Source organism: Bradyrhizobium sp. JR3.5 (genome assembly GCF_054057015.1).
On sequence record NZ_JBSRYV010000002.1, the window covers coordinates 5,516,808 to 5,540,264 of the forward strand.

Annotated in this window: 18 protein-coding genes and 3 pseudogenes; 13 read left to right on the forward strand and 8 right to left on the reverse strand. The window is 64.9% G+C overall.

What is annotated here, in order from left to right:
* The first annotated feature begins 17 nt into the window (after positions 1–17).
* Together ACVWW1_RS43285 and ACVWW1_RS43290 are read left to right on the forward strand one after the other, a co-directional pair.
* The gene (locus ACVWW1_RS43285) at positions 18–551 is read left to right on the forward strand and encodes a PRC-barrel domain-containing protein (RefSeq protein WP_456660098.1); all 534 of its coding nucleotides are present in this window, start codon (positions 18–20) and stop codon (positions 549–551) included.
* Positions 552–681: 130 nt separating this feature from the next.
* Entirely contained in the window at positions 682–1,878 is a 1,197-nt protein-coding gene (locus tag ACVWW1_RS43290; protein ID WP_456660099.1) for an MFS transporter, read from the forward strand.
* 97 nt (positions 1,879–1,975) lie between these two features.
* Here the strand turns inward: ACVWW1_RS43290 and ACVWW1_RS43295 are convergent, their stop codons facing one another.
* A complete protein-coding gene (locus tag ACVWW1_RS43295; RefSeq protein WP_456660100.1) occupies positions 1,976–2,245 on the reverse strand; it encodes a hypothetical protein in 270 nt (89 codons plus the stop codon).
* Between ACVWW1_RS43295 and ACVWW1_RS43300 the strand changes: the two are divergent.
* Positions 2,226–3,669 (forward strand): annotated as a pseudogene (locus ACVWW1_RS43300) (L,D-transpeptidase family protein). The gene ACVWW1_RS43295 and the pseudogene ACVWW1_RS43300 sit on opposite strands and share 20 nt — an antisense overlap.
* 80 nt (positions 3,670–3,749) lie before the next feature.
* Here the strand turns inward: ACVWW1_RS43300 and ACVWW1_RS43305 are convergent.
* Both ACVWW1_RS43305 and glgA read right to left on the reverse strand, forming a co-directional pair.
* On the reverse strand, positions 3,750–4,808 hold the full coding sequence (locus ACVWW1_RS43305) for a class I SAM-dependent methyltransferase (protein WP_456660101.1): 1,059 nt from the start codon (positions 4,806–4,808) through the stop codon (positions 3,750–3,752).
* A 182-nt stretch (positions 4,809–4,990) separates the two neighbouring features.
* On the reverse strand, positions 4,991–6,418 hold the full coding sequence (gene glgA, locus ACVWW1_RS43310) for a glycogen synthase GlgA (RefSeq protein WP_456660102.1): 1,428 nt from the start codon (positions 6,416–6,418) through the stop codon (positions 4,991–4,993).
* A gap of 284 nt (positions 6,419–6,702) precedes the next feature.
* Here glgA and ACVWW1_RS43315 point away from each other — a divergent pair.
* The 8 genes and pseudogenes from ACVWW1_RS43315 to ACVWW1_RS43350 all read left to right on the forward strand — a co-directional run bounded on the left by ACVWW1_RS43315 (position 6,703) and on the right by ACVWW1_RS43350 (position 15,796).
* Positions 6,703–7,807 (forward strand): annotated as a pseudogene (locus tag ACVWW1_RS43315) (CaiB/BaiF CoA transferase family protein).
* A gap of 236 nt (positions 7,808–8,043) precedes the next feature.
* Positions 8,044–9,618, forward strand: coding sequence for an ABC transporter substrate-binding protein (locus ACVWW1_RS43320; protein ID WP_456660103.1), 1,575 nt, complete (start codon positions 8,044–8,046; stop codon positions 9,616–9,618).
* Positions 9,619–9,624: 6 nt separating this feature from the next.
* On the forward strand, positions 9,625–10,575 hold the full coding sequence (locus ACVWW1_RS43325) for an ABC transporter permease (RefSeq protein ID WP_176532772.1): 951 nt from the start codon (positions 9,625–9,627) through the stop codon (positions 10,573–10,575).
* Positions 10,562–11,431 carry an ABC transporter permease gene (locus tag ACVWW1_RS43330; protein ID WP_456660104.1) on the forward strand — a complete coding sequence of 290 codons (870 nt, stop codon included), beginning with the start codon at positions 10,562–10,564 and terminating at the stop codon, positions 11,429–11,431. Before ACVWW1_RS43325 ends, ACVWW1_RS43330 begins: the two co-directional genes overlap by 14 nt.
* Positions 11,428–12,414 carry an ABC transporter ATP-binding protein gene (locus ACVWW1_RS43335; RefSeq protein ID WP_456660105.1) on the forward strand — a complete coding sequence of 329 codons (987 nt, stop codon included), beginning with the start codon at positions 11,428–11,430 and terminating at the stop codon, positions 12,412–12,414. Before ACVWW1_RS43330 ends, ACVWW1_RS43335 begins: the two co-directional genes overlap by 4 nt.
* A complete protein-coding gene (locus ACVWW1_RS43340; RefSeq protein WP_456660106.1) occupies positions 12,411–13,379 on the forward strand; it encodes an ABC transporter ATP-binding protein in 969 nt (322 codons plus the stop codon). The genes ACVWW1_RS43335 and ACVWW1_RS43340 overlap by 4 nt, the downstream gene beginning before the upstream one ends.
* Before the next feature lie 142 nt (positions 13,380–13,521).
* Positions 13,522–14,594 (forward strand): annotated as a pseudogene (locus ACVWW1_RS43345) (alcohol dehydrogenase).
* A 119-nt stretch (positions 14,595–14,713) separates the two neighbouring features.
* On the forward strand, positions 14,714–15,796 hold the full coding sequence (locus ACVWW1_RS43350; protein WP_456660107.1) for an isocitrate/isopropylmalate dehydrogenase family protein: 1,083 nt from the start codon (positions 14,714–14,716) through the stop codon (positions 15,794–15,796).
* A gap of 40 nt (positions 15,797–15,836) precedes the next feature.
* On the opposite strand, the gene ACVWW1_RS43355 is transcribed toward ACVWW1_RS43350, so the two are convergent.
* Entirely contained in the window at positions 15,837–16,163 is a 327-nt protein-coding gene (locus ACVWW1_RS43355) for a hypothetical protein (RefSeq protein ID WP_456660108.1), read from the reverse strand.
* A gap of 436 nt (positions 16,164–16,599) precedes the next feature.
* Positions 16,600–16,995 (reverse strand): helix-turn-helix domain-containing protein, encoded by a 396-nt coding sequence (locus ACVWW1_RS43360; protein WP_094194089.1) that lies wholly within the window; start codon positions 16,993–16,995, stop codon positions 16,600–16,602.
* A gap of 569 nt (positions 16,996–17,564) precedes the next feature.
* On the opposite strand from ACVWW1_RS43360, the gene ACVWW1_RS43365 reads away from it, so the two are divergent.
* Positions 17,565–17,876 (forward strand): hypothetical protein, encoded by a 312-nt coding sequence (locus ACVWW1_RS43365; protein WP_143046883.1) that lies wholly within the window; start codon positions 17,565–17,567, stop codon positions 17,874–17,876.
* Between the two features lie 44 nt (positions 17,877–17,920).
* Here ACVWW1_RS43365 and ACVWW1_RS43370 read toward each other — a convergent pair whose 3' ends face one another.
* The 3 genes from ACVWW1_RS43370 to ACVWW1_RS43380 all read right to left on the reverse strand — a co-directional run bounded on the left by ACVWW1_RS43370 (position 17,921) and on the right by ACVWW1_RS43380 (position 22,308).
* Positions 17,921–19,240: a dicarboxylate/amino acid:cation symporter gene (locus tag ACVWW1_RS43370; protein ID WP_456660109.1), complete on the reverse strand. Its 1,320-nt coding sequence runs from the start codon at positions 19,238–19,240 to the stop codon at positions 17,921–17,923.
* A gap of 101 nt (positions 19,241–19,341) precedes the next feature.
* Positions 19,342–20,799: a sensor histidine kinase gene (locus tag ACVWW1_RS43375; protein ID WP_456660808.1), complete on the reverse strand. Its 1,458-nt coding sequence runs from the start codon at positions 20,797–20,799 to the stop codon at positions 19,342–19,344.
* Positions 20,800–21,033: 234 nt separating this feature from the next.
* Complete coding sequence (locus ACVWW1_RS43380) at positions 21,034–22,308, reverse strand: serine hydrolase domain-containing protein (RefSeq protein WP_456660110.1); 1,275 nt, start codon at positions 22,306–22,308, stop codon at positions 21,034–21,036.
* Positions 22,309–22,451: 143 nt separating this feature from the next.
* Here ACVWW1_RS43380 and ACVWW1_RS43385 point away from each other — a divergent pair, with 143 nt between their 5' ends.
* Entirely contained in the window at positions 22,452–23,366 is a 915-nt protein-coding gene (locus ACVWW1_RS43385; RefSeq protein ID WP_456660111.1) for a dioxygenase family protein, read from the forward strand.
* Positions 23,367–23,457 lie beyond the last annotated feature (91 nt).

Consider the following 23,457-nt stretch of genomic DNA (forward strand, 5'->3'; position numbering starts at 1 on the left):
ATCGCGGGGAGAGGTATATGCGTCCGAGGATCATGGTGATGCTGGTTGGAGCGGTGCTGCTGACATGCGCGGGTGTTCGCGCCGCCGACGACGAAGCCCAGGCGCCGCCAGCAATTCAGGCGCCGCCAGCAACTCCTGCGCCGCCAGCAGCCGCCGCACCGAAGGAGCAGGCCAAAGAACCCTCCAAGGAGCCGTCGCCGCCGCCTTCGGTGACCGTGATCGGTGCGCGCGATGCGCACGGCATTCTCGGGCGCGACGTTCGCGGTTCCGCCAATGAGGACATGGGCCGCATTGTCGACGTCATCGTCGACCGCGACGGCAAGGTCCGCGCCGCGGTGATCGATTTCGGCGGCTTTCTGGGCGTCGGCAGCCGCAAGATCGTGGTCGATTGGAACGCACTGCACTTCGCCGGCGTTTCCAGCAAGAGCGACAGCATCACGCTGGACCTGAACAAGCAGCAGGTGAGCGCTGCGCCTGAATACAAGGAAGATACGCCGTTGATCGTGCTTGGCGCGGCCGGCAGTCTTCATCCATGGGATTACGAACATTAGGGGGCTAAAGCTGGTCGCGCGCCCGGACTCTGCTTTCGAGACGGTTGGCGACGATCGTGGCGGGCGATCAGCCGGCGACACCAATATTGTGCCGCTTGTTCCCGGTCAGCCCAGTCCCGAGGAACCGCGCATGCCGTCGCGCGAAAGCCAGCGCGGGCTCGACTGGTTCATCTTCTTCCTGGCCGACGTGCAAACCGGCTTCGGCCCATTCATCGCGGTCTATCTGACGACGCAGAAATGGACCCAGGTCGAGATCGGCTTCGTGCTCTCGATCGGCGGCATCATCGGCCTCTTGGGCCAGGTGCCCGGCGGCGCGATCGTCGATGCGGCGCGCTCGGAGCGGGTCGTCGCCGGCTGGGCGGTGGCCGCCATCGGCGCCGCCGCGCTGGCCTACGCGCTCTGGCCGATCTTTCCGGTGGTGACGCTCGCCGCCACACTGCACGCGCTCGCAAGCTGCGTACTAGGTCCGGCGATCGCCGCGATCAGCCTCGGCCTGGTTGGGCCGCTCGCGATCGGCGAGCGGCTCGGCCGCAATGCACGCTTCGCTTCGCTCGGCAGCGGCTCGGCCGCGGCGCTGATGGGCGCCTGCGGCTATTTCTTGTCGAGCCGTTCGGTGTTTCTCGTGACCTTCTTGCTCGCGATCCCGACGTTGCTGTCGCTGGCGCGGATCCGCGAGCGCGAGATCGACATCGCGCAGGCCCACGGCGAGGTGAAGCGCGAGATTCCCGACAAACGAGCGACCAGTATCGTCGGTCTGGTGCGACAGCGGTCGCTCTTGATCTTTGCCGGCGCGATGATGCTGTTCCAGCTCGCCAATGCCGCGATGCTGCCGCTGATGGCGGGCGTCGTCACGACACGGTCGAGCCAATGGGCGCCGGTTCTGATCGCCGCCTGCATCATCGTGCCGCAGGCGATCGTCGCGCTGTGCTCGCCGTCGGTCGGCCGCAAGGCCCAGGCCTGGGGCCGCCGGCCTCTGCTGCTGATCGCATTCGCCTCGCTCGTGATCCGCGGCCTGTTGTTCGCAACGGTGCGGGATCCCTATCTGCTGGTCATGGTGCAGATCTTCGACGGCATCACCGCGGCGATCTTCAGCGTCATGGTGCCGCTGATCGTGGCCGACGTGGCGTTCGGCAGCGGCCATTTCAACCTGGCGCAGGGCATTGTCGGAACCGCGGTCGGCATCGGCGCGTCGCTCAGCACGGTGCTCGCCGGCTTTGTCAGCGACAAGCTCGGCAGCAGCACCGCCTTCATGGGCCTGGCCGGCGTCGCCGCGCTAGGGCTGTTCATGATCTGGCTGGTGATGCCGGAGACGCGGCGGAGGGCATGACGCAGGCAGGTTTGGCCCCGCGGCGCCCTTCCTCATGCATGCGCCGTCATATATGAGTGATTTGCTGGCGGAACGAGCCGATAGTCCCGTGGATTAATCAATCCAAAATCGTGATCTGGTAGGGGTCGACGCAGCGCGGGCAGGCATTTCGACCGAGGAATGGCATGGAAAATCGAACGACGACGGCGCAAATCACCCGAGCAATGCGGCGTTGGGGGCCTCCCGCCTTTGTGACTTTCGCGGCGATAGTCACACTTGCGTCATTGACCGGCGGCGCTGCGGCAAAGCAGCAGCGCCCTGCGGCGACGGTCGAGGCGACCGCGCCGCGCGCCGCGGGCGAGCCGATCATGGCGATCGTGTCGATCAAAGCCCAGAAGGTGACCTTCTACGACGCCGACGGCTGGATCTACCGCGCGCCGGTGTCGAGCGGCGTCAAGGGACGCGAGACGCCGGCCGGCGTCTTCGCGCTGATCGAGAAGGACAAGGACCACCATTCGACCCTTTATGACGATGCCCTGGATGCCGAACATGCAGCGCATCACCTGGAACGGCATCGCGCTGCATGGCGGCCCGCTGCCCGGCTATGCGGCCTCGCACGGCTGCGTGCGGATGCCCTACGACTTCGCCGAGAAGCTGTTCGACAGGACCCGGATCGGGATGCGGGTGATCATCGCGCCGAACGACCCGGCCCCGGAGGATTTCACCCATCCGGCACTGTTCGTGCCGAACGCCCAGGCCATCGCGGCTGCTCCGGCGCGTGCCGAGAAACTCGCCCGCGAGGCCGCGGATGCCGCCAAGCTGGCCGACGAGGCAAAGAAGGCTTCCGTGGCCGCGACCAAGGAAGCTGCACTGTTCACGCCGGCATCATTGCGCAAGCTGGAAAGGGCCAAGACCCGTACCGACGCCGAACTCGCGTTCGCCGACAAGACGCTCGCCAATGCCAAGACCGACCAGGCCAAGGCGCGCGCCGAGGATTTGAAGCAGAAGGCCGCCGCCAAGGCCGCCGAAGCGACCTCGCAGTTCGAGGCAGCCCAGAGCGATGCCAAGCCGAAGCTTGACGCCGCAGCGGCTGCGAAGGACGCCGCCAAGGCGGCCGAGACCAAGAAGGTCGATACCCAGAAGGCAGCGACAGAAGCGAAGCTCGCGCTCGAGCCGGTCTCTGTCTACATCAGCCGCGCGACGCAGAAGCTTTACGTCCGGCGCAACACCCATAAGCCATGGGCTGATGGCGGCGAGGTGTTCGATTCAAGCATCGAGGTTCCCGTCACGATTCGCGATCCGGACCAGCCGATCGGCACGCATATCTTCACGGCGATGGCGCGTAACGATACCGGCCTGCGCTGGACCGAGGTGACGATCGACGACGGTGACAACGCCAAGAACGCGCTCGACCGCGTCACCATCCCGCAGGATGTGCTGGATCGCATCGCGCCGACCGCCGTGCCGCGCTCATCGATCATCATCTCGGACGAGCCGCTGAGCGCCGAGACCAACTACCGCACCGAGTTCGTCGCCGTGCTGAGCAACCAGCCCCAGGGCGGTTTCATCACGCGCAAGCCGACCAGGCCGATGGAAACCGACGACATGGTTGCGAGCGGGGACGGGGACGGTTTCGGCTTCTTCTCTCAGCGCAGCTGGAATCCCCAGTCTGGTACCCAATACGGCTATCCCCAATACGGCAATCCTCAGGCGCCGACCCAATACGGCTCCCCGTATTATGGCAATCCTCAGTCCGCCAATCCGCGCCGGCGCGGCGGCCAGTACTACTGGCAATCGCAACAGGATTGGTAGCAGGGCGCTGCCGCGGGATCAGACAGCACTCTGAGCGTCGGACGGCGGCGTGACACCGCCGTCCGATCGCGTGTCCGCTGTTACGGACGAGCTTCCAGGATCAGGTTGAACGGCGTTTCCGCCGCGCGGCGGAAACGTGAGAAGCCACCCTGGCGCGCCACCTCGCGCAGCCGGGTCTCGCCGGCCTGCGCGCCGAGTGCAAGCCCGACCTCCTGGTCCAGCGACGCTGGCGTGCAGATCATCGTCGACGCTGCGTAGTAGACGCGCCCGATCGGATTGAGGTTGTCCTCCAGCCGGTCGTTGGCGAACGGCTCGATCAGCAGGCAGGTGCCGTCGTCGGCGAGGGTGGAGCGGGTGTGCTTGAGCGCGCCGACCGGGTCGCCCATGTCGTGCAGGCAATCGAAGAAGCACACCAGGTCATACTTGTTGGCCGGGAAGTCCTTGGCCGAATGCGTCTGGAAATGAACGCGGTCCGACAATCCCGCCTCCTTCGCAGCCATCCGCGCCGCCTGGATCGAGCCGTCATGATAGTCGAAGCCGTAGAAGGTTGATTTCGGAAACGCCTCCGCCATCAACCGGGTCGACACGCCGTGGCCGCAGCCGACGTCAGCGACAACCGCACCCTTCGTCAGCTTGTCGACGACGCCCTCGAGCGCCGGTAGCCATTCCTGCACCAGATAGTGCTTGTAGCTGGTGCGGAAGAACCGGGCCGTGCCGCAGAACAGGCACTCGCTGCGCTTGTTCCATCCGACGCCCTTGCCGGTCTTGAACGCGTCGGTAATTTTCGGCTCGTCGAGAAATGTCGCGCCGACAAGGCTTCCCACGGCGCCGAGGAAGACCGGGCTCTCCTCGTCGGCGAGCGCAAGCGCCTGCTCGGGCAGCATCGAGAATTTTCCGGTTGCGCTGTCGTACTCGACGTAACCGGAAGCCGCCTGCGCGGAGAGCCACTCCTGAACATAACGTCCGGCTGTCCCTGTTGCCTTCGCCAGCGCCGCCGCATTCATCGGCCCTTGCTGCGCGAGAGCCTTGTAGAGCCCGAGCTTGTCGCCCAGCAGCATCAGCGAGGCGTTCATCGCCGCGCCGACATCGCCAATCATCTTTCCCATGAATGAATTAAGACGCTCCTCGTTGACGTCCATGATGTTCCTCCATCGCGATCGGGTTTTGCCAAAAGTCCGTCAGTGGCAATGACACATATGCGCCGTCGTCCGGGCAGGTAGCCATGGGGCGACTCGATCGCACGAAAGGTTCGCTGAAATGACCCGATTGTTACTTGGGACGCCGGAGCGGCCCGACCTCTCAAACCTGCGAGGCAGGCGGCCTACGCCACCGCCCGCGGCATGATCAGCTTTTTGTAGAGTGCGCCGTAGCAGGCGGCCGACAGGTCCCAGCTGTAGGACTTGGCCATCGCGCTGGCGCGCATGGCGTTGAGGCGATCCTTGGCGCGATAGGCGTCGAACGCGCGCCTGACGCCGCCGAGGAAGGATTCCGCCGATGGCTGCGAGAACAGGAAGCCGGTCTCGCCGTCGACGATGGTCTCCGCAAGCCCGCCGGTCTGGTGGCCGATCGGCAGCGAGCCGAAGCGCTGCGCATACATCTGGCTGAGGCCGCAGGGCTCGAAGCGCGACGGCATCAGGGTGAAATCGCTGCCGGCGAAGATCCGGCGCGCCTGCGCGTCGTTGAAGCCGATGATCACGCCGATCGCGTCGGGCCGGCGCCGATGCGCGGCCACAAGTGCGTCCTCGATCGTGGGCTCGCCGCTGCCGGTGACGACGATCTGTCCGCCGTCCCGGATGATCTGGTCGGCGGCCGACAGCACGAGGTCGACGCCCTTCTGATGCACCAGCCGTGCAACCAGGCCGAAGATCGGTCCACGCGAGACCGCAAGCCCGAATTGCCGGCGGACATAGTCGGCGTTGGCCTGCTTGCCCTTCCAGTCGCCGGCGCCGAACGGCTGCGCGAGCTGCGCGCAGTGGCGCGGGTCCCAGCTCTCGTCGATGCCGTTCAGGATGCCGGTCAGCTGGTCGGCGTCGGAGCGCACGCGCAGCAGGCCCTCCAGCCCGCAGCCGAGCTCCGCGGTCGTAATCTCCTTCGCATAGGTCGCGCTGACCGTGGTCAGATGCGAGGCGTAGACGAGGCCGCCTTTGAGGAACGACAGCTTGTCGTAGAACTCCAGCCCGTCGATGTGGAATGAGCTTTCCGGTGCGCCGATCCGCCGCAGCGAGTCCTTCGGAAACAGGCCCTGATAGGCGAGATTGTGGATGGTCAGGATCGACGGAATCCGTGCCTCGCGCCATGCGAGGTAGGCGGGTGTGAGCGCGGCCTGCCAGTCGTTGGCGTGAACGAGGTCCGCTGCCCAATTCTTGTCCAGCGTTCCGGCTGCAAGTTCGGCAGCGGCGGAGGCAAAGCGGCCGAAGCGGATGTCGTTGTCGGGCCAGTCGCGGCCGGACTCGTCGCCATAGGGATTGCCCGGCCGGTCGTAGAGCTGCGGACACAACAGCACATAGACCGGCAGCCCGTCCTTGGTCGATGCGCGCCCGAGCGTACACGCCGGCATCTCGGCGAGGGCCTCGCATTGTCCAACGATTTCAATATGAGTGAACTGTTCGACCACATCCCGGTAGCCGGGAAGCATGATCCTGACGTCGCTCCAGGACCGGAGCGCCCGGGGAAGTGCAGCGGAAACGGCACCGAGCCCGCCCACGCGCACGAAATCGTCCATCTCGGTCGTGACGAATAAGACCTTCAACAAGCGCCCTCGTTCCAGCCCGTGACAGGGCTATGCAAGATCGGGTCCAATCTGCCTTTGAGTAAAATGCAAGACGGCCCGCGGTCCCGGTCTGGACGAGACGCTTTCCTGTCAGGGCGGCTCACTTTAGGGTCTCGCGACGCCGAACAACGGCAGCGACGAAGCTGGAGGAAGCCTTGGCAACGACAATAGCCGCCGACGATGAGGGGAATTTGACACGGAGCTTTGACGGCCTTCGCGTGCTCGATTTTTCGACCACGATCGCCGGACCTCATTGCACGCGGATGCTCGCCGACATGGGCGCGGAGGTGATCAAGATCGAACCCGCCGAGGGCGAGACGATGCGGACGCGACCGCCGGTGCGCAACCATTGCTCGACGGCGTTCGGCCAGCTCAATATCGGCAAGAACAGCCTCGTGCTCGACCTGAAGTCGCCGGCCGGCGTCGAAGCCGTGCGCCGGCTGATCGCGACCGCCCGACGTGCTGGTGGAGAATTTCCGCCCCGGCGTGATGCGCCGGCTCAAGCTCGACTATGCCTCGATCCGCGACATCAATCCGAAGCTGATCTTCTGCTCGATCTCCGGCTACGGCCAGACCGGCCCGTCGGCGGAATTGCCGGCCTACGCGCCGGTGATCCATGCCGCTTCAGGCTACGAGATGGCGCATCTCGCCTACCAGCCGGGCCGCAGCCGGCCGGATTATTGCGGCATCTATCACGCCGACGTGTTGACCGGGGTCTACGCTTTCGGCGCGATCTCGGCGGCGCTCTATCAGCGCGGTGCCAGCGGCAAGGGCCAGCATATCGACGTCTCGATGCTGGAATCGATGCTGAGCCTGACCCTGAACGAGTTGCAGTGGTCGCAATTCGAAGTGAAGCAAACCCAGCGGCCGATGTTCGGCCCGATCGAAACCACCGACGGCTACGTGATGGTGGCGATCGCCAGCGAGAAGACGTTCCAGAACCTGATGCAGGTGATCGGCCGGCCCGAATGGGTGTCCGATCCGCGCTTCGCCAAATATTCCGATCGGCGGGAGAATTGGGCGGATCTGATGGAGGGCGTCGAGGCGTGGTCGCGCGCGGTCAGCACGCAGGCCTGTCTTGCCGCGCTCAATGAATATGGCGTGCCGTCGTCCGCCTATCGCACCGTGCGCGAGGCGCTCGCCGATCCGCAAATCGCCCATCGCGGTGCACTGGCCGAGGTCGAGGACGGCGGTGGCAGCTTCAAGGTGCTCAATCTGCCGTTCCGGATGTCCGGCGCTGCGGTCGGCGCGCGCAAGCGGATGTCGACGCTCGGCGAGCACACACTGTCCTATCTGAAGGAGATCGGGCTCTCCGACGATCAGATCGCTGGCTTCGCATCGCAACCGGCAAAGACGGCGCGCAGCTAGAGCATGATCCGGACCCGGAGGGCCGCGTTGGCGCAAAGGGGATGCCGGTTTCCCGAAGGATCGTGCTCAAACAGCTAGACGAGATCATGATGCGGGTCCACGTGATCGCATCGTGATCTGCCTGCGGCTTTTCATCCGTTTTACGGTCTTGTCGCGCGCGGCGATTCCGGACAAGCTGCCTCCCAACGTACGACGATCCGGAACACCGGACGTCGCCCATTCGGGAGGGAGCATCGATGAAGCTGGCCGGGCGCGCGCGCGCAGTTGCGCGCATATTTCTTGTGGCGGGATTAGGTGCAGCGGCGTTCGCTGCACCGGCCCATGCGCAGAAGCAGGGCGGTACGCTCACCGTCGGCCAGGAGCTGGACATTCCGGGCTTCGACCCGCTCAAGGTCGGCGTCTACGATACATCGGCCAACACTGCGGCAGCCTCGATCTTCGACACGTTGATGACGCTCGACGAGAAGGGCGAGCCGAAGCCGAAGCTCGCGCTGTCCTGGGAGCATTCCGAGGACTTCAAGACCTGGACCATCAAGCTGCGGCCCGGCGTTAAATTCCACGACGGCACGCCGTTCAATGCGCAGGCGGTGAAGGAGAATTTCGACCGCCAGAAGGATCCGGCCAACAAGTGCCGCTGCGCGTTCTACATTACCAGCATCAAGAGCGTGGACGTCGTCGATGACCTGACGGTGCGCTACAATTTCAGCGACCCGGCGGTGAACTTCCCGGCGACGCAATCGATCCAGAGTTCCAACAATGTGATGCAGTCGCCGACCGCGTGGAAGACGAAGGGCGACGATTACAATCGCAACCCGGTCGGTACCGGTCCCTACATCCTGAAATCCTGGAACGCCGGCGATCGCATGGTGCTGGAGAAGAACCCGGACTATTGGGACAAGGGCAAGCCCTATCTCGATCGTATCATCCTGAAGCCGCTGCCCGACGCGCAATCGCGCTTTGCCTCGCTGCAATCGGGTGAGGCCGACGTCATCTGGGACGATGAATACGACGCCGACAACATCGTCAAGGCGCAGAAGGACCAGAGCCTGACCGTGCATTCCTATGCGGGCTCCGGCGCGCAGGTCTATGCGTTCAATACCAAGGCCGCGCCGTTCGACGATGTCCGCGTGCGCCAGGCGCTGGTGATGGCACTCGACCGCAAGAAGATATCGCAGGCGATCACCAACGGTCTGGCGCGGCCGGCCACCAATCCCTATGGCGACGGCTCCTGGGTCAAGTGCAAGGATGACGGCGCGCTGCCGGAGGACGTCAACAAGGCCAAGGCCCTCATCAAGGACTACGGCAAGCCGGTCGATTTCAAGATGATCATCTCGGCGACGCCGCGCGGCCGCACCGTCGGCCAGGTGATGCAGCAGCTCTGGAAACGGGTCGGCGCCAACATGGAGATCGAGCAGGTCGATCAGGCCACCATCGTGCCGCGTGCCTTCATGCGCCAGTTCCAGCTGACGCCCTGGCGCATCGTCGACCTCGCCGATCCCGATCCGCAGATGTACGCCAATTTCCATACCGGCAGCCCGGTGGCGCTGGCAAACTACTCCGATCCGGAGCTCGACCGGCTGCTCGACTACTCCGATCCGGAGCTCGACCGGCTGCTCGAGCACGCGCGCTCGACCGCTGACGTCGACAGGCGCACCGAAGATTATTGCGCGATCAGCCGCCTCATCAACAAGGAGGCGATCTGGTTCTGGACCTTCCAGAACACCTACTACGCGATCTCGAGCGCGAAGGTGAAGGGCGTGCCGAAGATGTTCAACGGGGTGCTCGACGTCTCCTACGCCTGGAAGGAATAGCGTTTCATGCTGTTCTTCGTCGCGCGCAGGCTCCTCTATCTGGTGCCGGTGCTGATCGCCGTCTCGGTGCTGACCTTCGTGATCGCGTCGCTGCTGCCGGGCGATCTCGCTTATGTGATCCTCGGCGACCAGGCGACGCCCGAAAATGTCGCGGCGCTGCGTCACGACATGGGGCTCGATCAGCCGATCTGGCTGCGCTATCTCGGCTGGCTGTGGCACATCCTGCAGGGCGATTTCGGACGGTCGTTCCGCACCGGGCAGACCGTGTGGCAGGCGGTCAGCGAGCGCGTGCCGGTCTCGTTCGAGCTGATGATCTTCGCCGAGCTGATCGGGCTTGCGATCGGCGTGCCGCTGGCGATCGCCTGCGCCGCCAAGGCCGGCGGCGCGTTCGACCGCTTCATGACCGGCTCGGCCTTCGGACTGCTGTCGGTGCCGACCTTCCTGTCCGCGATCCTGCTGATCTATTTGTTTGCGGTCGAGCTGCGCTGGCTGCCGGCGACCGGCTACGTGCCGTTCACCGAGGACCCGGTCGCCAATCTGCGCTTCATGGTGCTGCCGGCGCTGACGCTTGGGCTTGCGGAATGGCCGGGCATCATGCGCGTGCTGCGCTCCGACATGATCGCGGCGCTTCAGGAGGACTATATCGCGCTCGCCAAGGCCAAGGGCCTGAAGCCGTCGCGCATCCTGTTCGTGCACGCGCTGAAGCCGTCGTCGTTGACGCTCGTCACCATCACCGGCATCAATATCGGCCGCCTGATCGGCGGCGCCGTGATCGTCGAGACGATCTTCGCCTTGCCCGGGATCGGCCGTCTCCTGGTCGGCGCGATCTATACCCGCGACCTCATCATCCTGCAGGGCGTGGTGCTGCTGGTCGCGGCGGGCTTCGTGATCATGAACTTCATCGTCGACTTGCTTTACGCCGTGCTCGACCCGAGGATCCGCCATGGCCACGCTTGAGCTCAGCCTCGACGAGACCGAAGCGACGCCGGTGCGGCGCAGGCGCGGGCTCGGCATGCTGTTCTGGTGCGCGATCGGCTGGATGGTGCTGGTGTTCGCGGTCGCGATCTTCGCCGACCTGCTGCCGCTGCCAAGCCCTACCGACATGGACATGCTGGAGCGGCGGGCGCCGGTTTCGGCCGAGCACTGGCTTGGCACCGACGGCCTCGGCCGGGATGAATTGTCGCGGCTGATCTATGGCGCCCGCATCTCGCTGATCGTCGGCCTCTGCGCACCCATGATCGGTGTCACCATCGGCGGCGCGCTCGGCATCCTCGCCGGCTATTTCCGCGGTCGTTTCGAATCCTTCGTGGTCGGCGGCATGGACGTGCTGCTGGCATTCCCGCCGCTGATCCTGGCGCTTGCGGTCACCGCCTTTCTCGGCCAGTCGATCTTCAACCTGACCTGCATCCTCGGTGTGCTTGGCATTCCGGCCTTCATGAGGGTGGCGCGGGCGTCGACGCTGACGCTGGCACGGCGCGAATTCGTCATCGCGGCGCAGGCGCTCGGCGCCACGCATGCACGGATCCTGCTGCGCGAGCTGATGCCCAACGTGATGCTGCCGCTGCTCGCCTTCTTCCTGCTCGGCGTCGCCGTCACCATCGTGGTCGAGGGCTCGCTGTCCTTCCTCGGCCTCGGCGTGCCGCCGCCGATCTCGAGCTGGGGCAGCATGATCGGGGAGGGGCGCGAAAGTCTCGATGTGGCGCCGCAGCTCGCCTTCATTCCGGCGATTGCGATGTTCCTGACCGTGCTCTCCTTCAACCTGATCGGCGACACCATCCGCGCGCTGACCGACCCGAGGCAAGGTGCGCTATGAGCGGTGCGCTGCTTTCGGTCGAGAACGCGGTGGTCGACCTGCCGACGCCGCGCGGCAATCTGCGGGCGGTCGATCATGTCGATCTCGTCGTCGGCGCCGGCAGGACGCTCGGCATTGTCGGAGAATCCGGCTGCGGCAAGACCATGCTGTCGCGGGCCGTCCTGCAACTGCTACCCAAGAAGGCCAAGCTGTCCGGCCGCGTGATGTTCGAAGGGCAGGATCTGACAAAGCTGCCGGCGGAGAAATTGCGCAAGCTACGCGGCCGCTCGCTCGCCGTCGTGTTCCAGGATCCCATGACCTCGCTCAATCCGGTGCTGACCATCGGCACCCAGCTGATCGAGACCATCCAGGAGCATCTCGAGCTCGATCTGGCCCAGGCCAGGCAGCGCAGCATCGAACTGCTGACGGGGGTCGGCATTCCCGCGCCCGAGCAGCGGCTGACGCAATATCCGCACCAGCTGTCCGGCGGCATGCGCCAGCGCGTCGCGATTGCGGTAGCGCTGTCCTGCGAGCCGAAGCTCCTGATCGCGGACGAGCCGACCACCGCGCTCGACGTCACGATCCAGGCGCAGATCCTGGATCTGCTGGCGCGCGAGCAGCAGCGCCGTCATATGGCGATGATCATCATCACGCATGACCTCGGCGTGGTCGCCGGCCGCACCGACGAGGTCGCGGTGATGTATGCGGGGCGCGTCGTCGAGCGCGCGCCGACGCTGGCCTTGTTCAAGCAGATGCGGATGCCCTACACCGAGGCGCTGCTCGCCGCATTGCCGAAGCTCGACGTGCCGCCGCATACGCCGCTACCGGCGATTTCGGGGCGGCCGCCCGATCCGACCCGGCCGCTGAAGGGCTGCTCGTTCTCGCCGCGCTGCCGCTATTCGGCCGGGCGCTGCAGCACGGAGAAGCCGGAGCTCAGTCCGGCGGAGACATTAGAGCATCTCTATGCCTGCTTCCATCCGATCGCGGCGGGACGTGGCGCATGATGTTGCAGGCCGCATCCAATCCGCTGATGAAAGTGGAAAACCTCGTCGTCGAATATTCGGTGGGGGGCAAGACCATCCATGCCGTCTCCGATGTCAGCCTCGAGATCGCGCGCGGCGAGACGCTGGGGCTGGTCGGCGAATCCGGCTGCGGCAAGTCCACGCTCGGCCGCGCCGTGCTGCAATTGCGCCAGGCGGTCTCCGGCAAGGTGCTGTTCGACGGCCACGACCTCACCACCCTGAAGGGCGAGGCGCTGCGCAAGATGCGCCGGCGCGTGCAGTTGATCTTTCAGGACCCGATCGCCTCGCTCAATCCGCGGCGGCGGATCGGCGACATCGTCGCCGAGCCGCTGGTGATCGCCGGCGTCAAGGATCCCGAGGAACGCCGGCGGCGCGTCAGCGAGGCGCTGTCGGCGGTCGGGCTCGACCCCGCGCTGGTGAGCGGACGCCTGCCGCACGAATTCTCCGGCGGACAATGCCAGCGCATCTGCATCGCCCGCTCGCTGGTGCTCAATCCGGAATTCGTGATCTGCGACGAGCCGGTGTCCGCGCTCGATGTCTCGATCCGAGCGCAGATCCTCAATCTGCTGGAGGAGATGAAGGCACGTTACGGCCTGACCCTGCTGTTCATCGCCCACGACCTCGCCGTGGTGAAGGCGGTCTCGGATCGCGTCGCGGTGATGTATCTCGGCCGGCTCTGCGAGGTTGGTCCATCGGAGCAACTGTTTGCACAGCCGGCGCATCCTTATACCGCGCTGCTCATCGAAGCGATTCCGGTGCCCGATCCGGATGTCCGGCCGACCCAGAGCGTGCCGGTCGGCGAGCCACCGTCGCCGATCGCGCCGCCGTCGGGCTGTCGCTTCCGCACCCGCTGCCCCCGGGCCGATGCGCGTTGTGCCCGCGAGGTGCCGGAACTGCGTCTGGTTGCGCCCGGCCAGTTCGCGGCTTGCCATCATCCGCTGATCTGAATAGTCACGCCTCTGAACAGTGACGCGTTGGCATTCGCGCGAGCTGCATGGCGGCTTGCTCGAAAATGGGGTCTTGAGCGTTTGTCCCGGGCGGGCAGGCGTGGCAAGGTCCGCCTCAAGAACAAGTTTCGGGAGAACAGCGATGAAGAGTTTTCAGGTCGTCGATTTCAACGCCCCCTTGAAAGAGGTCGATCAGCCGACGCCGCAGCCATCGGGCACGCAGGTGCTGATCAAGGTGAAGGCCGCCGGCGTCTGCCACAGCGATCTGCACATCTGGGAGGGCGGCTATGATCTCGGCCATGGCCGCAAGCCGCTGTCACTGAAGGACCGCGGCGTCTCGCTGCCGCGCACGATGGGCCATGAGACGGTCGGCGAGATCATCGCCTTCGGGCCCGATGTCAAGGACGCCGACAAGGGCGGCCTCAAGGTCGGCGATGTCACGCTGGCCTATCCCTGGCTCGGCTGCGGCAAATGCCCGACCTGCCTCGGCGGCGACGAGAACATGTGCGCGATCAAGCCGAATGCGCTCGGCGTCTATTGCGACGGGCGGCTATGCCGATCACATGACGGTGCCGCATCCGAAATATCTGCTCAACCTCAAGGGGCTCGATCCGGTTACGGCTGCGCCTTACGCCTGCTCTGGTGTCACGACCTACAGTGCGCTGAAAAAGGTCGAGAAGGATCTCGACACGCCAATCGTGATCTTCGGTGCCGGCGGTCTCGGCCTGATGGCGCTCTCGCTGTTGAAGGCGATGGGCGGCAAGGGCGCGATCGTGGTCGATATCGACGCCAGGAAGCGCGAAGCGGCCGAGGCCGCCGGTGCGCTCGCAACCGTTGACGGCAAGGCGCCCGACGCGCTGGAGCAGCTCATCAAGAAGGCGGGGCAGCCGATCCGCGCCGCGATCGACCTGGTCGGCAACGCCCAGACCGCGCAGCTCGGCTTCGACTGCCTGACCAAGGGCGGCAAGCTCGTGATGGTCGGCCTGTTCGGCGGTGGCGCACCCTGGGCGCTGCCGCTGATCCCGATCAAGGCGGTCACCATCCAGGTGCAGCTATGTCGGTAATCTGCGCGAGACGCAGGAGCTGCTCGACCTGGTGCGGACCAAGAAGATTCCGGCGATCCCGGTCACGCCGATGCCGCTGGCGAAGGCGAACGAGGCGCTGAGCAATCTGCAGAAGGGCCAGCTGGTGGGCCGCGCCGTGCTGACGCCGTAATCGTCATTGCGAGCGAAGCGAAGCAATCCAGCCCTCCGCTTGCTGAGACATGGATTGCTTCGTCGCTTCGCTCCTCGCAATGACAGGTGGCTCTTTTTCCAGATGTCTTGAGGAGTCCTATGTCCGCCAACGACGCACTCCACATCGCAGTTCTCGGTGGCGACGGCATCGGTCCCGAGGTGATGGCGCCGGCGCTCGAAGTGCTGCGCAAGATCGAGGCCTCGGCCGGCCTCAAATTCCGCTTCACCGAGGCGCCGGCCGGCGCTGGCCATTACAAGGAGACCGGCAAGTCGATGCCGGAGAGCACGATCCGGCTGTGCGAGGAGGCCGATGCGATCCTGCTCGGCGCCTGCGGTCTGCCGTCGGTGCGCTACCCTGATAACACCGAGATCGCGCCGCAGATCGAATTGCGGATGATCTTCGATCTCTATGCCGGCGTGCGGCCCGCGCGGTTGATCCCGGGCGTGCCGAGCACGATCGTCGGTGCCGATCAGAAGGGCATCGACCTCGTCGTGATCCGGGAATCGACCGAGGGCCTGTTCGCCTCGATGGGCAAGGGTGTCGTCACCGACAGCGAGGCGCGCGAGACCATGGTGATCACGCGCCGGACTTCCGAGCGGCTGTTCGAGTTCTCGTTCCGGCTTGCCGAACGCCGCAAGGCGCGCCGCCGCGTCGGCGGCGGGCTGACCTGCGTCGACAAGGCGAACGTGTTCAAGGCGTTCGCATTCTTCCGGAGCATCTTCGACGAGACCGCGAAGCGTCATCCTGGCGTCAGGGCTGATCATCTCTACATCGACGCGGCTGCGGCTGCGCTGGTGAAGCGCCCCTGGGACTTCGACGTCATGGTGACCGAGAACATGTTCGGCGACATCCTGTCCGACCTCACCGCCGGCCTGATCGGCGGCATGGGCATGGCGCCGTCGGCCGATATCGGCGACCGCTACGCCGTGTTTCAGCCGTGTCATGGCACGGCGCCCGACATCATGGGGCAGGGCAAGGCCAACCCCACCGCGATGATCCTGTCGGCCGCGATGATGCTGGACTGGCTCGCCGACAAGCACGGTCTCGAGAGCGCGGCTGAAGCCGCCGAAAGCATCGAGCGCGCCGTCGACAAGGTCTACGCCGGCGGCATCAAGCCGTTCGAGTTCGGCGGCAGCAACGGCACCGCCGATGTCGCGAAGGCCGTGCTGGCGGCGCTCTAGTACAAAAAAGGTGAGGGGGCCAAAGCCCCCTCGCTGACGATTAGCGCCGGTGTCCGCCGTGATGTCCGCCGCCATGATGGCCGCCACCATGATGTCCGCCGTGATGACGGTGCCCGTGATGATGATGGCGGGGGTAGAAGTGCGGACGATGATGCCATCCGTGATGGCGCGGTCCGTAGCCGTAGCCCGGTTGCCAATAGCAGCGGCCCCACCGATCGCAGACCTGGCGCACCTTGTCGACATTGGACGTTTCGCCTGCGATGTGGCTGGCCTGCGGAAGCCCGTTCGGCATCGCCGATGCCGCACCGGACATCAACGCTGCGCTTCCGAGCGCGGCCAGTCCAATAACGGCAAGCTTGATATTCATTGAGATCTCCTTGGTTGAAGCCTGAAAACGTCCGTGTGGCCGCTTCGTTGCTGCGACAAAAAAGCCAGGCGCGTGCACTTGGTTCTGGCGACGCCGGTTCAACGCAGCAAATGCGGGAGTTGTGAGGTCGCTTCGTGCGCGGGCGACAATTGGCCGCGCGACAGAATGGCGACGGATCGCGCTCGCATGCGCTGCATGAGATGCACAGCCGGAGCGCGAACTGGAACGGCCGGCGCACATGCGCAGCCGGGCGCCTGGATCACGAAGCCTTGAGAGCCCGCAGCCATCAAAGAAAAAGCGCTGCCATCGCCGATGGCAGCGCTTCGATATCTTCCCGGTCCGACCGGCGCGTGGCGATCCCAATGACCGGTCGCGGCCGATCCGCTCGCCCTGGTCGATCGCGTTCGCGGTCTCGCGATCGTACCCGTGCTGCCGTTCAGTCTTCGTTGGCGGCGATCGATTCCATCAGCGACACCAGTTGGCGCTGCACGGTCTGATCCTTGATCTTGCTGTAGGCGCGCAGCAACCGGAGGCTGAACGCGCTGTCGAGGAACAGCAGGCTCTCGACTTCGCGGGCCTTGTTGTCGCCGTCGTAGAAGAAGGTCACCGGCACGTCCAGCGCGCTCGCGATCTGCTGAAGGCGGGCGGCGCCGACACGGTTGACGCCCTTCTCGTACTTCTGAACCTGCTGGAAGCTGACGCCCAGCTTGTCGCCGAGCTCCGCTTGCGAGATCTTCTGCTCGACACGGCGCAGACGAATCCGCTTGCCCAACTCAATGTCCGGCTTGCCGGCGCTGCGCTGCTTCATCTTCTTTGCTGCTGATCTGTTCATTCTTGTGACCCGTCCTTCAAATCGAGAATCCCTGGCCCGGTCGGGTCAGGGACACGTTCATGATGTACCGCGTTAAGCTCGAGTGGATCGTCAGTTCGTCTGAACGACGAAATCCAAGAAGATCGCGGGATGGTATCCAAACGCACATGCAGATTGGAAGCACCCAAGTACCGAATCGGTCGACTACCTGTAGTCGACCGCACCAAGGTGTCTGTCGACACCCCGCCCTCTACATTTGGCAAAATATTGACCAAACCACAACTAGCGCGAGTTTGATCGACACAGATTTTGCGCGCATGCTTACTGGGCCGCATTGCACTGCTCCCGTAGTTTTACGGGAAGCCAATATTGTACGAGCGTCCTAGTATGGATGCAACCCCAGCTAGTGCACCCTGAGGTCGCGGCGAGGGTCTGCGGTTGCTTGACTGAATCGCCGCGAGAACGAAAAGTTTGACGTAAGTCCAAGTCAGGCTTTCGGAATGTTGCTGGACAATTGCCTAAAAGTTCTGAATCATCGGGAACAATTGTGCGCCTACGGAAAGCCGGCGAACTCTGGCAGGAGAGGCCAAATGAAGCGGAAGAGGGGAACACCTCGACTCTACCTCGCGGCTTCGGGAGTGGAAGATATGCCGGTCGCAAATACGGAAGAACGGTTGCTGGCGCTGCTGGCAACCCTGGAAGAATGTCAGGCATTTCTGACTGACCGGGCGAACACGGAGACGGCGCGGCTGTTGTCCCTTGCCATCCTCGAGCTTCGGATGGAGCTGCACAAGGTGACGGATTCCGAGTTGAAGGCGCTGTGCGACATGATCGCGTCGGACGAGCCGGTGCAGGAACCGGCGACCAGGCAGTTGCCGCCGTATCTGCGGCTCATCAAGTAGGCCGGCGCCATGCGCGGGACGCCGCCGGCCCGGTGTCGCACGGCTCAGCCCGCGGTGACGTCGACCGCGTCAGTGCCTTCGAGCACGCGCCGGGCCTTGTCCCGGTCGAGGTCACCTTCCCAAGCCGCGACCACGACGGTGGCGACGCAGTTGCCGATCAGATTGCCGACGGCGCGCGCCATGCCGATGAACCAGTCAACCGAGAGCACCAGCACGAGGCCGATCGCCGGGATGCTCGGCACCGCATTGAGCGTCGCCGCCAGGATCACGATCGCCGAGCCCGGCACGCCGTGCGCGCCCTTCGACGTGATCAGCGATACGCCGAGCACGAGCAGCAGGTCGCCGAACGACAGCGGCGTGTTGGTCGCCTGCGCGATGAAGACGACCGCCAACGTCAGATAGATCGAGAACGCATCGAGGTTGAACGAATAGCCGGTCGGGATCACGAGGCCGACCACCGAATCCTTGACGCCGAAATGCTCCAGCTTGCGCATCACCTGCGGCAGCACCGCGTCGGAGGATGTGGTGGCGACCACGATCATCAGTTCCTCGCGCAGGTAGCCGAGGAACTTGAGGATGTTGATGCCGGCCAGCGCCATCACCCCGCCGAGCACGCCGAGCACGAAGATCGCGACCGAGACGTAGAACAGCGCCACCAGCGACAGCAGCTGCTTCAGCGAGCCGACGCCGTATTTGCCGACCGTGTAGGCGACGGCGCCGAGCACGCCGATCGGCGCGAAGCGCACGATCAGGCCCATGGCGCGGAACAGCACGGTCGAGACCGCGTCGATGAACGAGGTGATTTTCTCGCCCTTCTCGCCGCCGACCAGCGCCAGGCTGACGCCGAAGATGATGGCGAAGAACAGGACCTGCAGCACGTCGTTGCGCGACAGCGCGTCGAACGAGGTGGTCGGGATGATGTTGAGCAGGAAGCTGCCGATGCCTTCGCCTTTCAGCTTCTGTGCGTTGCTGGCATAGTTGCCGAGCGCCTTGGCGTCCAGCGTCGAGGTATCGATGTTCATGCCGTGACCGGGCCCGAACAGGTAGGCCAGGATCAAACCGACCACGAGCGCGACCGTCGTCATCGCCTCGAAATACACCAGCGCCTTGACGCCGACGCGTCCGACCTTCTTGAGGTCGCCGGCGCCCGCGATGCCGTGCACCACCACGCAGAACACGATCGGCGCCACGATCATCGAGATCAGCTTCAGGAAGGCATCGCTGAAGATCTTCAACCCGATCGCGAAATCGGGCGCGGCCATGCCGATGATGATGCCGAGCAGCAGCGCAACGAGCACCTGCACGAACAGCGATGTGTAGAGCGGCTTGCGTGCAACTGTGGCTTCCGCTGCGATGGTCGACATGAACTCCCCCTGTTTTTGGCCGGTGTTCTTGCCGGCCGATCCCACCCCATCTTAGCAACTTGCGTGCCAAGATGTCGCAGGATTGGGAGCCACTTACCCGGTCATTCGCTGGTTTCGAGGGTGCTGGTCACCGTGTAGACGACGCCGCGGGGCAGGAAATCCACCGTGGCCTCGCCGCCGAGCTGGTCGCGGGCGCTGCGCTCGATCAGCCGGGAGCCGAAGCCGCGCTGCACCGGCGCCGTTACCGGTGGGCCGCCGGCCTCCGTCCAGATCATCCGGAGCTTCGGTCCGGCGCTCTCCCCGAGGATTTCCCAGTCCAGTGTCACCGTGCCGGTGTCGTTGGACAGCGCGCCATATTTGGCGGCGTTGGTCGCCATCTCGTGCAGGAGCATCGACAGCACCAAAGCAAGCCGGGGCGACAGCGGCACGCGCGGTCCGAACATCCTGACCCGTTCAGAGGCGTTCAGCAGATAGGGCCGCAGCACGCGGCTGACCACGTCCTGCAGGTCGGAGCCCTGCCATTTGTCGGTCGAGAGCAGGTTGTGCGCCTCGGCGAGTGCGCCGAGCCGTCCCTCGAACTTGTCGCGCTCGGCGCGGCTCGCGCTGCGGAAGGTCTGCGTGGCGATCGATTGCAGGATCGCCAGCGTGTTCTTGACGCGGTGGTTGAGCTCCTCGATCAGAAGGTCGTGCAGCATCTCGCCGCGCGCGATAGTGGTCGCCATCCGCACCGCGAAGCCGAGGCCGACCAAGAGCAGGACGCCGCCGATCACGCTGGTGATCGCGAGCGAGCGCCACAGCGGCGCCACCAGCGAGTTCTCGGCGATCCCGGCGGCGACGGTCCAGCCGGTGACGCGTGATTGCGTGAAGCCCGTGATCAGCGCCACGCCTTCGAGCGAGACGGTCGGCAGTGTCGCCTCGCTGCGGCGGAACATCTCGGCAAACAACGTTGGCGAGGCGCGCTGCCCGATGGTCGCCTGCGGATTCGGCACGCGGGCGAGGTTGACGCCGTCGCCGTCGAAGATCGAGATGGTCCAGTTCTGGTTCAGGCGCTGCCGCTCGATCATGGCCTGGAAGACCTCGATCGGCGGGCTGAAGGAGATGTCGTAGAGCACTTCGCCGTCGCGTATCACCGGCACCTCGACGGTGATGATCAGTTGCTGCTTCACCTCGCCGAAGAACAGGTTGGAGTATTGCGGCTGCCGCGTCGCAAACACCTTCTCGACGATCTCGAGATTGTTGCGCGGCGGCAGGCTCGCGGTGTCCGGCGTCAGCGAGGAGAACGCCTGACGTCCCCTGCGGTCGGCCACCAGCACCACGCCATCCTTGCCGTACTGGTCGAGAAAGCCGGCCGCGACGCGGCGGAAATTGTCGAAGTCGCTGTTGCGCAGCGAGTTGGTCAGCGCCAGCACCTGCAGCCCGCCGGTCATGCGCTGCATTTCCGCGTCGAGCAGCAGGCGGATGCTGCGCGCCGTCTCCAGCACGCGCTGCGTGGCCGCCTGGCGATCCCGCTGGTAATTGTGGAAGACGATCCCGACCGCGAAAACGATCAGCGGCAACATCGTCCCCGCGACCAGAAGCGCGAGACGCACTGGCAATGTCAGTTTCGGCACGATGTCCCCGGGTCGGCGCCCGTTTGCGGTGAGCTTAGGGGAAGCGGGAAAAGTCCGCCAAAGGAAATGACCGGCAATCTGAAGAATTTCGCGGCGCACAGAGCATGATCCGGAAAAGTGTGAAGCGGTTTTCCGGAAGGATCATGCTCAAACGAGGTTTGTGCGCCGCGGAAGGGCCCTTGGTCAGAGGTTGCTCTCGGTGATCGCGGCGTAGACCATGGTGCGCAGTTCGCGGCGCAGCGGATAGGCGCTCGACGGCAGCACCTGGGTCATGAAGATCGTGATCAGCTCCTCGGCCGGATCGATGAAGAACGATGTCGTCGCCGCGCCGCCCCAGTTGAATTCGCCAGGGCTGCCCGCGATCAGGGTCTGCGCCGGGTGCATGGTGACGGCGAAGCCGAGGCCGAAGCCGATGCCGCTATAGGCGGCTTCGGCGAACATCGAGCGCGACATCGCCGGCAGGTCGCCGCCGCCTGGCAGATGGTTGGTGGCCATCAGCTTCAACGTCTTCGGGCCGAGCAGCCGAACGCCGCCGAGCTCGCCGCCGTTGAGCAGCGCGCGGCAGAAGGTCAGGTAGTCGGCCGCGGTCGAGCACAGCCCGCCGCCGCCGGAGACCAGCGAGGGCGGCGACAGGAACGAACTGGTGGCCGGATCGTCCTGCAGCGTCAGCGTGCCCTTGCGCTCGGCGGCGAGCGGGTTGAAGCCGCCCTGCGGGTCGGCGGAATAGCAGGCGGCAAAGCGGTGCGCCTTGTCGGCCGGCACGAAGAAGTCGGTGTCGTTCATGCCGAGCGGCTTCAAGATCCGCTCCTTCAGGAACTGCTCGAACGGCATCCCCGAGATCTTGCCGACGAGATAGCCGAGCACGTCGGTGGAGACCGAGTAATTCCAGGCTTCGCCCGGCGAGAATTCCAGCGGGATCTTCGCCAGGTCCTCGATCATGCTGTCGAGCGTGCCGGCCTTGACGACCTCGCCGATCTTCTTTTCGCGATAGGCCGCGTCGACATTGGAGCGCTGCTGGAAGCCGTAGGTGAGACCCGAGGTGTGGCGCAGCAGGTCGACGATCAGCATCGGTCGGCTCGGTGGGCGGGTCAGGAAGGCGGGCGCGGTGCCGGCGACGAACACGCCGAGGTTTTTCCATTCCGGAACGTATTTGGCGACCGGCTCGTCGAGCGCGACCTTGCCTTCCTCGACCAGCATCATGAAGGCGACCGAAGTGATCGGCTTGGTCATCGAATAGATGCGGAAGATGGTGTCGTCCTTCACCGGCACCTTGCGCTCGAGATCGGCAAAGCCCTGGACGGTGGAATGCACGATCTTGCCGCGGCGGTAGATCAGGACCTGGGTGCCGGGAAAGCGGCCGGAATCGATGTAGCGGCTCTTCAGATGCGCTTCGAGGCGGTTGAGGGCGGCGGTCGACATTCCCGCGGATTCGGGCGAGGCAGGCGTGGGAGCTAACATCGGGCATTTTCTCCGGCTGGCGAGGCAGCCTTGATAGCCGAAAAGTGTCCGCTGCAGCAATCGGCCGCCGCTTACCGGCACCGGGCCGGTAGTGTACGCTCGCCCCTGCAATCGCGCCCTCAAGGGATACGGGAAACGCCGAGATGACCCAGTTCAACGAAACCGAGCTCACCACAGCCGTCATCCGCAGCTTCGACCAGACGCCCGATCCGCGGGCCAAGTTCCTGCTGCAGGAGCTAGTGAAGTCGCTGCACGATTATGTGCGCAAGACCGATCTCACCTTCGAGGAATGGGACCACGCCATCGGCTTCCTGACCCGCACCGGGCAGAAGTGCACCGACATCCGCCAGGAATTCATCCTGTTGTCCGACGTGCTCGGCGTGTCGATGCTGGTCGATGCGGTCAACCACAGAGATCGCGACGGCGCGACCGAGACCACCGTGCTCGGCCCGTTCTATGTCGGCGAGCACAAGGTGACGCCGCACGGCACCGACATCTCGGCAAGCCTGCCCGGCGAGCGCATGTTCGTGCAAAGCCGCGTCACCGATCTCGACGGCAAGCCGCTGGCCAATGTGCCGGTCGATATCTGGCACGCGGACGACGACGGGTTCTATGACTCGCAGAAGCCGAGCTATGCCACCGAAGGCCCGTCCTCGCGGGCGCGCTTCATCACCGATGCCGACGGCCGCTTCTTCTTCCGCACCATCGTGCCGTGCAGCTATCCGATTCCGACTGATGGTCCGGTCGGGCAGATGATCACGCAGACCAACCGGCATCCGATGCGGCCGGCGCACGTGCACTTCCTGGTCAATGCCAAGGGCCATGAGCCGCTGATCACGCATGTGTTCGTCGAAGGCGACAAGTACATCGACTCCGATGTCGTGTTCGGCGTGAAGGACGAACTGATCGCCAGGGTCGAGCGGCGCACCGATCCTGTGATGCCCGACGGCCAGCGCTCGGATCGCCCGTGGAGCCTGATGACCTACGAATTCCACGTGAAGCCCGGCGGCGGAATGGCGCCCGCGCCGCTCGGCACCAAGGTCGCCGAAGACGCCTGATCACTGCCGTCCAAGCGCTCTGCTCAATTCATGTGCGGCGCACAAGATTTGGGCGAATCGCAATTTTTTGGCAGCGCGCGGAGACTCCGTG